The organism is Streptomyces sp. NBC_01352, assembly GCF_036237295.1.
Taxonomy (GTDB): domain Bacteria; phylum Actinomycetota; class Actinomycetes; order Streptomycetales; family Streptomycetaceae; genus Streptomyces; species Streptomyces plumbiresistens.
The window spans coordinates 3,970,645-3,984,423 of the sequence record NZ_CP108354.1; the positions used below are offsets into that span (position 1 = coordinate 3,970,645).

Genomic DNA, 13,779 nt, shown 5'->3' on the forward strand with positions numbered 1-13,779 from the left:
GTACCCCCGATGCGCAGCAAATGCTGGCAACGAGCATGTTGGGCCCCGGACCTTGAACGGTCCGGGGCTCTTTGCTGTGCGCCGACTCCGGTCCGGCCTCTCGACGGCGCTACTTGTGCGCCCGCACCGGAATGTCCAGGATCACCTGGGTTCCCCGCTCCGGAGCCGGGACCATGTCGAACGTGCCGCCCAACTCGCCCTCCACCAGGGTTCGTACGATCTGCAGGCCGAGGTTGCCGGCGGTGTGCGGGTCGAAGCCCTCGGGGAGGCCGACACCGTCGTCCTGGACGGTGACGAGGAGCCGGGACTCCTTGGTGGTGCCGCCCCGGACCGCAGCGACCTCGACGGTGCCGGTGTCGCCCTCGCGAAAGCCGTGTTCCAGGGCGTTCTGAAGGATCTCGGTCAGGACCATGGACAGGGGTGTGGCGACCTCCGCGTCCAGGATGCCGAAGCGGCCGGTGCGCCGGCCGGCGACCTTGCCCGGCGAGATCTCGGCGACCATCGCGAGGACTCGGTCGGCGATCTCGTCGAACTCCACGCGCTCGTCCAGATTCTGGGACAGCGTCTCGTGCACGATCGCGATGGACCCGACCCGCCGTACCGCCTCTTCGAGCGCCTCGCGGCCGCTCTCGGAGTCGATGCGCCGGGCCTGGAGTCTCAGCAGCGCCGCCACCGTCTGGAGGTTGTTCTTGACGCGGTGGTGGATCTCCCTGATCGTCGCGTCCTTGGTGATCAACTCGCGCTCGCGGCGGCGTAGTTCCGTGACGTCGCGGAGCAGCACAAGTGAACCGATCCGGGTGCCCTTGGGCTTGAGCGGGATCGCCCTGAACTGGATCACACCGTCGCGGGCCTCGATCTCGAACTCGCGCGGCGCCCACCCGCTGGCGACCTTGGCGAGCGCCTCGTCCACCGGCCCGTGGGTGGGCGCGAGTTCGGCGGTGGTCTTGCCGAGGTGGTGGCCGACGAGGTCGGAGGCGAGGCCCATCCGGTGGTAGGCGGACAGCGCGTTCGGCGAGGCGTACTGGACGACGCCGTCCGCGTCCAGGCGGATCAGGCCGTCGCCGACGCGGGGTGAGGCGTCCATGTCGACCTGCTGGTTCGCGAACGGGAAGGAGCCGGCCGCGATCATCTGCGCGAGGTCCGAGGCGCTCTGGAGGTACGTCAGCTCCAGGCGGCTCGGAGTGCGCACGGTGAGGAGGTTGGTGTTGCGCGCGATGACGCCGAGCACGCGCCCTTCCCGTCGTACGGGAATCGACTCGACGCGGACCGGGACCTCTTCGCGCCACTCCGGGTCGCCCTCGCGCACGATCCGGCCCTCGTCGTGGGCGGCGTCCAGGAGGGGGCGGCGGCCGCGGGGGACGAGGTGGCCGACCATGTCGTCCTGGTAGGAGGTGGGGCCGGTGTTGGGCCGCATCTGGGCTACGGAGACATAGCGGGTGCCGTCGCGGGTGGGGACCCACAGCACGAGGTCGGCGAAGGAGAGGTCGGAGAGCAGCTGCCACTCCGAGACCAGCAGGTGGAGCCACTCGAGGTCGGAGTCGTCGAGGGCCGTGTGCTGGTGTACGAGTTCGTTCATGGAGGGCACGTGTGCGAGCGTACCCGGGCATTTGGGCGGGCCCGAAAAACACCCGCGGGCCGCGGCGCCTGAGAGGGACCCTCAACCCTCCCGGCACCGCAGCCCGGAGCAACATCGACCGTGGGGTGTGCGGTCCCAGTCGGCCGAAGGATGAGGACCCGGGGCAGTCAGGGCAGAGAGCTCCGGTTCCTCGGTCCGCCTTCCTGTGCGGGGAAGGCGGAAGCATGCGCGTTTTTACTTGTCCCTACGCATTGTGGACTAGACCACTTCGTGTGTCCATGCGTTGAAGCCTGTTTGTTGTTGGGACTTTTTCTGCGGGCGTCACTGCGCTGTCCCCAGTAGTAGGACGCCCTGGCATCCACCACGCAGCCTAACCCGTGTGGGTTCATGTGCGGGGCCAGATGGTCATGGCAATTTCCGCGAGCGCTTCCAACTCCCCCCGGCTCGCGCCGTCGCGCGCCTGTTGGGACATGCCCTGGATGACCGCGCCGGTGTGCCGGGCGAGGGCGGCGGCGTCGGTGTCGGCCGGGAGCAGGCCCGCGGCGACGTCCGCCCGGATACGGCGCTCGAACGCGGCGACGGTGGCGTTGCGCCGCTCACGGAGGGACTCCTCGACCTCGGAGCTCGTGCAGTTGATGGCCGCGTGGATGACGAGGCATCCGTACGGGTGGGCGGGATCGGTGTACTCGACGGCGGCCTCGCGCAGCGTGCGCTCGACGGCGGCGCGGGCGGTGGGCTCCTCGTCGAGGGCGCGGTTGCCGAAGGAGCCGTACTTCGCGTCGTACTCCCGGACGACCTCCTCGAACAGTGACCGCTTGTCACCGAAGGCCGCATAGAGGCTCGGAGTGCCGATGTCCATGACGCGGGTGAGGTCGGAGACCGATGTTGCCTCGTAGCCGTGCTGCCAGAAGGCGAGGAGCGCCTTCTCGAGGGCGGTCTCGCGATCGAAGGAGCGGGGGCGGCCCCGGGGCCTCGGTGCGGGCTTGACCTGCGCCTTTGCATCCTCACTGCTCACCATGGAGTGAATTGTATAGCGGGTGCTAGAGAAATGTCGGCGGTGTGTTGTACGGTCTTTTCTGTAGCGACCGCTAGGGAATTACGAAAGGGGCGCCGACATGGGCGTGCTTGCAGGCAGGACGGCTCTGGTCACCGGGGCGAGCAGGGGCATCGGACGCGGGATCGCGGAGCGGCTGGGACGCGACGGCGCACGGGTCGCGGTGCACTACGGCAGGAACGAGGCGGCGGCGAAGGAGACGGTCGCCGCGATCGAGGCGGCGGGTGGCTCGGCCTTCGCGATCGGCGTGGAGCTGGGGGCGCCCGGGGGCGCCGAGGCCCTGTGGGAGGAGTTCGACCGGCACGCGGACAGGCTGGACATCCTGGTGAACAACGCCGGAATCGGCAACACCCGGCCGATCGAGGAGATCGACGAGGCGGAGTTCGACAGGGTCTTCGCGGTGAACGTGAAGGCGCCCTTCCTCCTCGTCAAGCACGGCATGACCCGCCTGCGCGACGGCGGCCGAGTCATCAACGTCTCGTCGGGGCTGGCCCGGAGCGCGAAGATGCCGAACCTCATGGCGTACGCCATGACGAAGGGCGCTCTGGACGTCTTCTCCCTGAACCTGTCCAAGGTGCTGGGCCCTCGGAACATCACCGTGAACTCGGTGGCACCGGGGGTCATAGCCACCGACGGCACCTATGAACTGCTGCACGCGAGCGAGGACGCGCGGGATCACGCGGCGGCGCTGTCCGCGCTGGGCCGGGTGGGCGAAACGGCCGACGTGGCGGATGTGGTGGCGTTCCTGGCGTCGGACGGGGGACGGTGGATGACGGGGAGCTGGGTGGACGTTACGGGAGGTTCACAGAGCTAGGGGGATCTGGACAGACGTGGATGACAGCATCTCGGCCGGATGGGCCGATTCTGTTAGATTGGTCTACACCACATGTCTTTCAGATCGGCAGGCCCAGCGTGGAAGTTGTCATCGTTCCGGACGCCAGGTCGGGCGGCGAACTGATCGCCGAGGCCATGGCGCAGTTGCTCCGGCACAAGCCCGGCGCTCTGCTCGGCGTGGCCACCGGCTCGACGCCGCTGCCCGTCTACGAGGCACTGGCGGCGAAGGTGAGCTCCGGTGCCGTGGACGCCTCGCGGGCCAGGATCGCGCAGCTCGACGAGTACGTGGGGCTGCCCGCCGAGCACCCCGAGTCGTATCGTTCGGTGCTCAGGCGCGAGGTTCTGGAGCCGCTCGGGATCGGGATGGACGCGTTCATGGGGCCCGACGGCACGGCGGCGGACGTGCAGGCGGCCTGCGAGGCGTACGACAGGGCGCTGGCCGCGGCCGGCGGGGTGGACCTTCAGCTGCTGGGGATCGGCACCGACGGGCACATCGGGTTCAACGAGCCGTGCTCCTCGCTGGCCTCGCGGACCCGGATCAAGACGCTGACCGAGCAGACCCGCGTCGACAACGCGCGGTTCTTCGACGGTGACATCGCCCAGGTGCCGCACCACGTCATCACGCAGGGCATCGGGACGATCCTGGAGGCGCGGCACCTGGTGCTGCTGGCGACGGGCGAGGGCAAGGCCGACGCGGTCGCCGCGACCGTGGAGGGACCGGTCGCCGCGGTGTGCCCCGCCTCGGCGCTCCAACTCCACCCGCACGCCACGGTCGTGGTCGACGAGGCCGCCGCGTCCAAGCTGAAGCTGGCGGACTACTTCCGGCACACGTACGCCAACAAGCCGGACTGGCAGGGGATTTAGCGGGAGCGGATGCGCGAAGGTGCCGGCCGCTCCGGGGAGGGCTGGTCGGCACCTTTGTCGTGCGGGTGGGGTGGCCGGGCGAGGTGGGGTCCTGCCCGTGAACGGGGAGCTTGTCCACCGGGTGGGCCGGCGTCCTGACATGCGGGGGCGCGACCGCCGGATGGGGTTGGTGCCCCGGTCCGCGCCGGAGCCTGACCACCGGGCGGGACCGGCACACCGCCCGCACGACGCGCTGATCGCCGAGCGCGATGCCCGCCCAGCCCGCACCGGAACCTGACCGCCGGGCGGGACCGCCGCACCGCCCGCACGACGAGCCTGGCCACCGGGCGGCATTGGGACCCCGGCCCGCGCGGGAGCCTGACCACCGGGCGGGACCCGCACGGGAGCCTGACCACCGGGCGGGACCCGCACGGGAGCCTGACCACCGGGCGGGACCCGCACGGGAGCCTGACCACCGGGCGGGACCCGCACGGGAGCCTGACCACCGGGCGGGACCGGCACACCACCCGCGCGACGCGCTGATCGCCGAGCAGGATGCCCGCCCGACCCGCGCCGGAACCTGACCACCGGGCAGCACCGCCCGCACCACCCGCACCACCCGCACCACCCGCACCACCCGCACGACCCGCACGACCCGCACGACCCGCACGACGAGCCTGACCACCGGGCGGCGTTGGGGCCCCGGTCCGCACGGGAGCCTGACCACCGGGCGGGACTGACCCCCCAGCCCGTGCGGAGCCCGACCGCCGGATGCAATGGGCGCACCGCCCCCACTACGAGTCGGCCCGCCGGGCGGGATTGGGGCCCCGGCCCGTGCGGCGAGCCCGCTCGCCGAGAGAGATGTACGTCCCCCGAGCGGGCCCCTCCCCCGTCCGGAAGCCCTTGCGCCGGCCCCGCAGGAGCCGTCGTGCCGGGCGGGTGCAAGGTCCCGCCGACGAGCACTGCCCCGGCGAGCACTGCCCCCGGCGGACACTCCACCGAGGCCGCCCCCGCGGACACTCCACCGAGGCCTTCCCCCGCGGACACTCCCACCGAGGCCGCCCCCGCGGGCACTTCACCGAGGCCGTCCCCGTCTTCTCGTCAAGCGGCTACACCCCCGCGATGGCCTCCGCCGCCACCCGCCCGCAGACGCGGGCCGCGCCGTGGGTGGCGATGTGCAGGGCGCCTCGGGGGGTGGCCTGGGGGAGGCCCATTTCGACCACGATCGTGTCGGGGCGGGCCGCCAGCAGGGTGTCGAGGGCCGCCGCCGTCCAGGGGTGGCGGTGTTCGTCGCGGACGACGGCGACGATGCGGCGTTCACCGGCCGCCCGCAGGGCGGTGTGCCCGGCGTCCTCGCCGGTGAAGGTGCCCGTCCGCGTGCCGGGGAGCAGGCGGGACAGCTCCGCGGCCACACCCCAGGGGGTCTCGTCGCCCACGGCGAAGTTCGCCACCGGGGTGAACGCGGCGACGTACGGCGGTTCGGTGAGCGGGGTGAAGGTCTCCCCGCCGGTGAGCCGCAGGGCGCGCCGGGCCGCGCGCAGGCCGACGTCATCGCCGAGGGAGTCCGGCGGGACGTCACCCGCTGTGCGGGCCGCCGATGCCGTCCACCGGGCCAGCTCGCGTACCCGTTCCGCGGCGTCCGCCAGGCGGGCTTCGGGGAGCTCGCCGGTGCGTACGGCGGTGACCAGGGCGTCGCGCAGGCGGCGTACCGTCGCGTCGTCGGCCAGGCCGCCGCCCACGCAGATCGCGTCGGCGCCGGCGGCGAGGGCGAGGACGCTGCCGCGTTCGATGCCGTAGGTGCCGGCGATGGCCTGCATCTCCATGCCGTCGGTGACGATGAGGCCGTCGTAGCCGAGTTCGCGGCGGAGCAGGTCGGTGAGGATCCGGCGGGACAGGGTGGCCGGGCGTTCCTGGTCCAGGGCCGGGACCAGGATGTGGGCGGTCATGAGCGCTCGGGTGCCGGCGGCGATGGCCGCGCGGAAGGGGGCCAGTTCGCGTTCGCGCAGTGCCGGGGCGTCCACGTCGATGCGGGGCAGCGCGTGGTGGGAGTCGACCGCCGTGTCGCCGTGGCCCGGGAAGTGCTTGGTGCAGGCGGCGACGCCGGCCGACTGGAGGCCGGTGACGTAGGCCGCCGTGTGCCGGGCGACCAGGTCGGGGTCGGCGCCGAAGGACCGTACGCCGATCACCGGGTTCGAGGGGTTGGAGTTCACGTCGGCCGAGGGGGCCCAGTTGAGGTTCACGCCGCAGACCGCGAGGCGGCGGCCGAGTTCCGACGCCACCTCCTGCGTGAGCGAGGTGTCGTCCACCGCGCCCAGGGCGTTGTTGCCGGGGAAGCTGGAGCCCGTCCGCACCTCCAGGCGCGTCACGTCTCCGCCCTCCTCGTCGATCGCGACCAGGACGTCGTCGCGTTCGGCGCGCAACTGGGCGGTCAGGGCGGCGACTTGTTCGGGTGAGGCTATGTTGCGGCCGAACAGGCCGACGGAGGCGAGGCCCTCGCCCAGGCGGCGCAGCAGCCAGTCGGGGGCGGTGGTGCCCGGGAAGCCGGGCTGGAGGACCGTCAGCGCGTCGCGCGTGAGAGTGTCCGTACCGCTGGCGAATGTCGTCATCGGGGGCGTTATCCCTTCACGGCGCCCGCGGTCAGGCCCGCGGCCATCTTGCGCTGGACGAGGAGGAAGAGGACGACGATCGGCACGGCCATCATGGTGGATCCGGCCATCATCGGGGCGTATTCGGTGCCGTGCTTGGTGGTGAAGTTGCCGAGCCAGACGGTCGCGGTCTGGTTCTTCTGGCTGAGCAGCATCAGGGCGTACAGGTACTCGTTCCAGGCCTGGATGAAGCCGTAGACCGAGGTGGCGACCATGCCGGGGGCCAGCAGCGGGAACACCACCCGGATGAAGGCGCTGGTGCGGGAGCAGCCGTCGACCATCGCCGCCTCCTCCAGCTCCTTCGGGATGTTGACGATGAAGCCGCGCAGCGTCCACACCGTGAAGGGGAGGATGAAGGTCAGGTAGGTGATGATCAGGCCGGTCAGCCGGTCGTACTGGCCGAGGTCGTTCAGGAGCAGGAACACCGGGATGATCATGGCGACCAGCGGGACCATCTGGACCGCGAGGATGCCCACGATCACGATCTTCCGGCCGCGGAAGGCGAAGCGGGAGATGGCGAGCGCGGCCAGCAGGCCGACGACCATGCCGATCAGGACCACGGCGAGGGACACGACGAGGCTGCGGCCGACCGGCCCCCAGAAGTCCGCGATGTCCAGCGCGCGGCTGAAGTTGGACAGGGTGAGGCCGGTGGGCAGCACGCTCGGGTCCGGGTCGATGGCGTCCTTGGCCGGCTTGAACGCGGTGTTGAGCATCCAGTAGACGGGGAAGCCGGCGGTGACGAAGACGAGGAGGCCGAGCAGGTTCCAGCCGGCCTTCGACTTCCGGCGCACGGGAGTCGGACCGGAAGTCGCCCCGGGTGCCCGCACGGGAGTCGTCAGCGTACTCATTCGACCTCTCCGATCTTCAGCATCTGGCGCATGTAGACGGCGACCACGCCGAGCAGCAACAGCACGGTGAGCAGGGCGATCGCCGAGCCCTGCGCGTAGTCGTTGACCACGAAGGCACGGTCGTACGAGTACGTGGTGAGGATCTGGAACTCGGCCTCGGGATGGCCGTTGCGCATCACGAAGACCTGCGGGAAGACGCCCATGTCCCAGATGACCGACAGGGTCGTGAGCATCACGATGATCGGCTTGAGGATGGGCAGCGTGACGTACCGGAAGACGCCCCAGGCGCCGGCGCCGTCGAGGCGGGCCGCCTCCACCAGTTCCTGCGGGACCTGGGTGAGTCCGGCGCTCAGCGTGATCACCACGAAGGGCACGGCCCCCCAGACCACCAGCAGCATGATCACGGCCAGGCCTTGCGGCCCGCTGGCGAACCAGTTGTGGCCGATCATCTCCACGCCCGGCAGCTTGCTGAGCAGCGCGTTGAGGATGCCGTAGTCCGCGTCGAACAGCCACTTGAAGACCGTGGTGGCCACGATGATCGGCATGCCCCAACTGGCCACCAGGGCGATGTTGATGAGCGTCTTCACCCAGCCGGAGACCCGCTGGAGCAGAAGCGCGATCAGCATGCCGATGACCATCGTGAAGATCACGCAGCCGGCCGCGAAGACGATCGTCCGTACGACGACCGCCCAGAACTCGCTGTCCCCGAGCACTTTGGTGAAGTTGTCGAACCCGACCGACTCGGCCGGCTGGAAGCCCCACAGCTGGGACTGTCCGAACTTCTGGAAGGAGAGGGTGACCAGGCGGACCAGCGGATAGCCGAGGACGAGTCCCAGGATCAGCAGGCAGGGGGCGAGCAGGAGCCAGGGGGCACCCGCTTTGCCGGAAGCCCGGTCTCTGGGTGGCTTCTCAGCCACCGCCGGTGGTGGCGGTGCCTGCCGCGGCGGCGGCACCTTGGCAGGGGTGGTCGTGTCGGCACTCATCCGCGCGCTCCTCAGCGGTCCCTCACGGTCCTACAAAGCCCTCGTACGCCCCACAGGCGCGGGTCCGTACGACAAGCAGGGCCCCGTCGGTCTCAACGGGGCCCCGCCCTTGGTCACTTGGTGTTGATGACCTTGTCGATCTCGGCGTCCGCTTCCTTCGCGGCGTCCTCGACCGACTTCTTGCCGGTGCCGATGCTCTGCAGCATGGTCTGCAGGATCTGGGCCTTCTCGACCTGGCCCCAGCCCGGTGCCATCGGGACGAACCAGTTGGACTCGGCCGCGGTGGCCGGGACGACCGTCGCCGGGTCGTTCTTCAGCGTGGCGAGGTCGGTCTTGTTGTTGGGCAGGTTGCCCTTGCCCATCAGGCCCTTCTGGCCGGAGGGCCCGGTGAACGCGTTGATCCACTCGGCGGCGACCGCCTGCGCGTCCGACTTCACCGGGACGGCGAGGTCGCTGCCGCCGAGGAAGACGGGCAGGTTCTTGCCGGACGGGCCGGGCATCACGAAGTTCTCGACGTTGTCCTTGAGCTTGCCGGTCTTGTCGTTCTCCGGGGCCGCGGCGGTCGCGCCCTCCCAGGCGGGGGCGAAGATCATGCCGGACTTGCCCTGGCCGTAGACGATGTAACGGTCGGACTCGTCCTTGGTCTTGTCGCCGTGCATGTACGTGTCGACGACGTTCTGGAACTCCTTCAGGCCCTTGACGGACTCCGGCGAGGAGAGGTTGCCCTTCCACTCGCCGCCCGACTCGACGGCGATCGAGCCGCCGGCGTCGTAGACGAAGGACATGGCCGCGTACCAGTCACGGGTGGGCTGGTACCAGGCGCTGAACTTGTCGCCCTTGTCCTTCTGGACCTTGTCCAGGGCGGCGGTGAGCTCCTCGTACGTCTTCGGGGCGGACTTGACGCCCACCGAGGCGAACAGGTCCTTGCGCCAGTTGGCGACGCGACCGCCCGCGTAGTAGGGGACGCCGTACGTCTTGTCCTCGTACGTGACCGAGGCCTTGAGGCCGTCCAGCCAGGCGGCGGAGTTGTCGAACTTCGCCGGGTCGAGGGGCGCGAAGGCACCCTTGACCATGTAGCTCAGCATCTCGGTGTTGCCCATCTCGACCACGTCGGGGGCCTTGTCGGTGGCGAGGACCGCGTCGAGCTTGGCGTTCTTGTCGGGCCAGCCGTAGTACTCGTGGTTGATCTTGATGCCGGGGTGCGCCTTGGTGACCGCGGCGTCGGCCGCCTTCACCAGCTCCGGCCAGTTGTTCTGGGCGTCGACGGTGAGCCAGACGGTGAGCTCCTTGGCGTCCGCCCCGCTCTTGTCCGAGCCCCCGCTGTCGCTCCCGCCCCCGCACGCCGCGATGGAGACCATCATGCCCGCGATACCGATCGCGACTGTCAGCTTGCGCTTCACGCCAACCTCCTCAGGGATGCCCACAAACCCCCCTGCTTCCCTGCGGCTGACCTGGGTCTGCCCTCGGGGCCGGGACTGGACCAATGGTGTAGACCAGTAGGGGGAGCTTGGCCCAGACCAAATGGGCTGTCAAGGGTGGTTCCCTGGGCTTCAGCGGTCCGTTACGGGACCGCGATATGCAGGGATCCTTCATTACGAGCCCGGCAGATCGGACAGACCACTGGACGACTCTGTGGACTAGACCAGCGGGCGGCGTGAGGGTATACAGAGGGGATCACGCAGCGTGCGGGAGATCCCGGTACGCTGCCGTGCCACGATGTGAGCCGTGGCCGACGGGACGTCGGCCGCTTCGGCACCCGGAGCCGGGAAGGCAGAACATGAGCACCGACGTCAGCAGTGCGGAGAACGAGGGTGGGGCGACCGTCCGTACCGCGCGCGTGCCCAAGTACTACCGCCTGAAGAAACATCTCCTCGACATGACGGAGACGCAGTCGCCCGGCACCCCCGTGCCGCCCGAGCGCACCCTGGCCGCCGAGTTCGACACCTCGCGCACCACCGTGCGCCAGGCCCTTCAGGAACTGGTCGTCGAGGGGCGCCTGGAGCGGATCCAGGGCAAGGGCACCTTCGTCGCCAAACCGAAGGTCTCGCAGGCGCTGCAACTCACCTCGTACACCGAGGACATGCGCGCCCAGGGCCTCGAACCCACCTCCCAGCTGCTCGACATCGGCTACATCACCGCCGACGACCGCCTCGCCGGCCTGCTCGACATCACGGCCGGCGGACGGGTGCTGCGCATCGAGCGCCTGCGCATGGCCAACGGCGAGCCGATGGCCATCGAGACGACGCACCTGAGCGCGAAGCGCTTCCCGGCGCTGCGCCGGAGCCTGGTGAAGTACACGTCCCTCTACACCGCGCTCGCCGAGGTGTACGACGTCCATCTCGCCGAGGCCGAGGAGACCATCGAGACCTCGCTGGCCACCCCGCGCGAGGCCGGCCTCCTCGGCACCGACGTGGGCCTGCCGATGCTGATGCTGTCCCGCCACTCGGTGGACCGGCAGGGCGAACCGGTGGAATGGGTGCGGTCCGTCTACCGCGGCGACCGCTACAAGTTCGTCGCCCGCCTCAAGCGGCCCCAGGACTAAATCCCGAAGAGGCTTTGGCACCCCGACGAGTACTGCACGCGGTGTAGCGCAACTGCCGCTCCTGCTCTACGGTCCTCCCCGTCGCCGCATGGACGGGAGGACTCCCCGGTGCGTACCGCGAACGTCCGAACCATCGTCGTCTGGACCATCGTCGCGCTAGTCGGTGCGGCGGGCTGGTCCGTGCTCGCGCTCTCCCGGGGCGAGGAGGTCTCGGCCGCCTGGATGGTGGCGGCGGCCCTCGGCTCGTACGCCGTCGCCTATCGCTTCTACTCGAAGTTCATCGCGTACAAGGTGCTCAAGGTCGACCACACCCGGGCGACCCCCGCCGAACGCCTGAACAACGGCATCGACTTCCACCCCACCGACCGACGGGTCCTGCTGGGCCACCACTTCGCGGCGATCGCCGGCGCCGGACCGCTGGTCGGGCCCGTGCTGGCCGCGCAGATGGGCTATCTGCCGGGCACGATCTGGATCATCGTCGGCGTCATCTTCGCGGGCGCGGTCCAGGACATGGTGGTGCTCTTCTTCTCCACGCGCCGGGACGGCAGGTCCCTGGGGCAGATGGCGCGCGAGGAGATCGGCCCGTTCGGCGGGGCGGCGGCGCTGCTCGCCGCGTTCGCCATCATGATCATCCTGCTCGGCGTGCTGGCCCTGGTCATCGTGAACGCCCTGGCCGCTTCGCCGTGGGGCACCTTCTCCATCGCGATGACCATCCCGATCGCCCTCCTGATGGGCTTCTACCTGCGGGTCCTGCGCCCCGGCCGGGTCACCGAGGTCTCGCTGATCGGCGTGGGACTGCTGCTGCTCGCCCTGGTCTCCGGCCGCTGGGTCGCCGAGTCGTCGTGGGCCGACACCTTCACGCTCGCGCCCTCCACACTGGTCGTCTGGCTGGTGGCGTACGGCTTCATCGCCTCGATCCTGCCGGTGTGGATGCTGCTCGCGCCCCGCGACTACCTCTCCACCTTCATGAAGATCGGCACGATCGCCCTGCTCGCCCTCGGCGTCGTCATCGCGCTGCCGACGCTGAAGATGGACGCGGTCACCGACTTCGCCTCGCGCGGCGACGGCCCGGTCTTCGCGGGCTCGCTCTTCCCGTTCGTCTTCATCACCATCGCCTGCGGTGCCCTGTCCGGCTTCCACTCGCTCATCTCCTCCGGTACGACGCCGAAGATGATCCAGAAGGAGACGCAGGTCCGCATGATCGGCTACGGCTCCATGCTGATGGAGTCGTCGGTCGCGGTGATGGCGCTGGTCGCGGCGAGCATCATCGACCCCGGTCTGTACTTCGCGATGAACGCCCCGGCGGGCACGATCGGGACGACGGTGGAGAACGCCTCGCAGGTGGTGACCAGTTGGGGCTACTCCATCACCCCGGCCGAACTCGCCCAGGCGGCGAAGGACGTCGAGGAGTCGACCCTGCTCTCCCGCACCGGCGGCGCGCCCACGCTCGCCGTCGGGGTCTCGCAGATCTTCTCCGAGGTGACGGGCGGGGGCCTCAAGGCCTTCTGGTATCACTTCGCGATCATGTTCGAGGCGCTGTTCATCCTGACCGCGCTGGACGCCGGCACCCGGGTGGGCCGGTTCATGCTCCAGGACATGCTGGGCAACGTCTACCGGCCCTTCAAGAACGTGAGTTGGAAGCCCGGCCTGGTCATCACCAGCGCGGTCGTGTGCGGGCTGTGGGGCTACTTCCTGTGGGTCGGCGTCCACGAGCCCCTCGGCGGCATCAACCAGCTCTTCCCGATCTTCGGCATCTCCAACCAGCTCCTCGCGGCCGTCGCCCTGGCCGTCTGCACGACCCTGCTGGTGAAGTCGGGGCGTCTCAAGTGGGCCTGGATCACCGGAGTCCCGCTCGCCTGGGACGCGACGGTCACCCTCACGGCGAGCTGGCAGAAGGTCTTCTCCAGCGACCCGAAGGTGGGCTTCTTCAAGCAGCGGTCCGTCTTCCAGGACGCGATCGACCGGGGCGAGGTGCTGCCGCCCGCCAAGACCATGGACGACATGCACACCGTGGTGACCAACTCCACGGTGGACGGCGTCCTCTCGGCCGTCCTGGCCCTGCTGATCATCGTGGTGATCGTGGACGCGGGCCGGGTCTGCGTCCGGCACCTACGGCGTCCCGCGCTGTCCACGCTCAGCGAGGCACCGTACGTCGAGTCGAAGATCGTCGCGCCGGCCGGGCTGTTCCCGACCAGCCGGGAGAAGGAGGAGGAGCGCCGTGCGGTCGGCACTCCTACGAGCCCTTAGAGGCGTGCGCTGGTATGTGCGGGAGCTGACCGACGAGTCGGCGTACGACCGTTATGTCGCGCACGTACGCAAGGAGCACCCGCAGGCGCCGGTGCCGTCCCGGCGCGACTTCGAGCGGATGCGCACGGAGCGGCAGGAGGCGGACCCCCGGCAGGGGTTCCGCTGCTGCTGAGGGGCAGACAGGCACAGGGCCGAAGGGGGACACAG

At 70.0% G+C, this 13,779-nt stretch carries 11 protein-coding genes; 5 read left to right on the plus strand and 6 right to left on the minus strand.

The window, feature by feature from the left end; translation table 11 throughout:
* Positions 1 to 109: 109 nt before the first annotated feature.
* Positions 110 to 1,585 (minus strand): sensor histidine kinase, encoded by a 1,476-nt coding sequence (locus OG252_RS18390; RefSeq protein ID WP_329337301.1) that lies wholly within the window; start codon positions 1,583 to 1,585, stop codon positions 110 to 112.
* Between the two features lie 376 nt (positions 1,586 to 1,961).
* Positions 1,962 to 2,594, minus strand: a complete 633-nt coding sequence (locus tag OG252_RS18395) for a TetR/AcrR family transcriptional regulator (protein ID WP_266433942.1) — start codon at positions 2,592 to 2,594, stop codon at positions 1,962 to 1,964.
* 97 nt (positions 2,595 to 2,691) lie between these two features.
* Between OG252_RS18395 and OG252_RS18400 the strand changes: the two genes are divergently transcribed.
* Together OG252_RS18400 and nagB are read left to right on the plus strand one after the other, a co-directional pair.
* Complete coding sequence (locus tag OG252_RS18400) at positions 2,692 to 3,444, plus strand: SDR family oxidoreductase (RefSeq protein WP_329337304.1); 753 nt, start codon at positions 2,692 to 2,694, stop codon at positions 3,442 to 3,444.
* 98 nt (positions 3,445 to 3,542) lie between these two features.
* Positions 3,543 to 4,328 (plus strand): glucosamine-6-phosphate deaminase, encoded by a 786-nt coding sequence (nagB, locus tag OG252_RS18405; protein WP_266433945.1) that lies wholly within the window; start codon positions 3,543 to 3,545, stop codon positions 4,326 to 4,328.
* Positions 4,329 to 5,416: 1,088 nt separating this feature from the next.
* Here nagB and OG252_RS18410 read toward each other — a convergent pair.
* The 4 genes from OG252_RS18410 to OG252_RS18425 all read right to left on the minus strand — a co-directional run bounded on the left by OG252_RS18410 (position 5,417) and on the right by OG252_RS18425 (position 10,183).
* Positions 5,417 to 6,913, minus strand: coding sequence for a glycoside hydrolase family 3 protein (locus OG252_RS18410; protein ID WP_266433947.1), 1,497 nt, complete (start codon positions 6,911 to 6,913; stop codon positions 5,417 to 5,419).
* Between the two features lie 8 nt (positions 6,914 to 6,921).
* Positions 6,922 to 7,800: a carbohydrate ABC transporter permease gene (locus tag OG252_RS18415; protein WP_329337308.1), complete on the minus strand. Its 879-nt coding sequence runs from the start codon at positions 7,798 to 7,800 to the stop codon at positions 6,922 to 6,924.
* Entirely contained in the window at positions 7,797 to 8,783 is a 987-nt protein-coding gene (locus OG252_RS18420; protein ID WP_266433951.1) for a carbohydrate ABC transporter permease, read from the minus strand. Before OG252_RS18420 ends, OG252_RS18415 begins: the two co-directional genes overlap by 4 nt.
* A gap of 113 nt (positions 8,784 to 8,896) precedes the next feature.
* On the minus strand, positions 8,897 to 10,183 hold the full coding sequence (locus OG252_RS18425) for an extracellular solute-binding protein (RefSeq protein WP_266433953.1): 1,287 nt from the start codon (positions 10,181 to 10,183) through the stop codon (positions 8,897 to 8,899).
* Positions 10,184 to 10,560: 377 nt separating this feature from the next.
* Here OG252_RS18425 and OG252_RS18430 point away from each other — a divergent pair, with 377 nt between their 5' ends.
* The 3 genes from OG252_RS18430 to OG252_RS18440 all read left to right on the plus strand — a co-directional run bounded on the left by OG252_RS18430 (position 10,561) and on the right by OG252_RS18440 (position 13,744).
* The gene (locus OG252_RS18430; protein ID WP_266433955.1) at positions 10,561 to 11,325 is read left to right on the plus strand and encodes a GntR family transcriptional regulator; all 765 of its coding nucleotides are present in this window, start codon (positions 10,561 to 10,563) and stop codon (positions 11,323 to 11,325) included.
* A 108-nt stretch (positions 11,326 to 11,433) separates the two neighbouring features.
* A complete protein-coding gene (locus OG252_RS18435; RefSeq protein ID WP_266433957.1) occupies positions 11,434 to 13,572 on the plus strand; it encodes a carbon starvation CstA family protein in 2,139 nt (712 codons plus the stop codon).
* Positions 13,544 to 13,744: a YbdD/YjiX family protein gene (locus tag OG252_RS18440; RefSeq protein WP_266433959.1), complete on the plus strand. Its 201-nt coding sequence runs from the start codon at positions 13,544 to 13,546 to the stop codon at positions 13,742 to 13,744. Before OG252_RS18435 ends, OG252_RS18440 begins: the two co-directional genes overlap by 29 nt.
* Positions 13,745 to 13,779 lie beyond the last annotated feature (35 nt).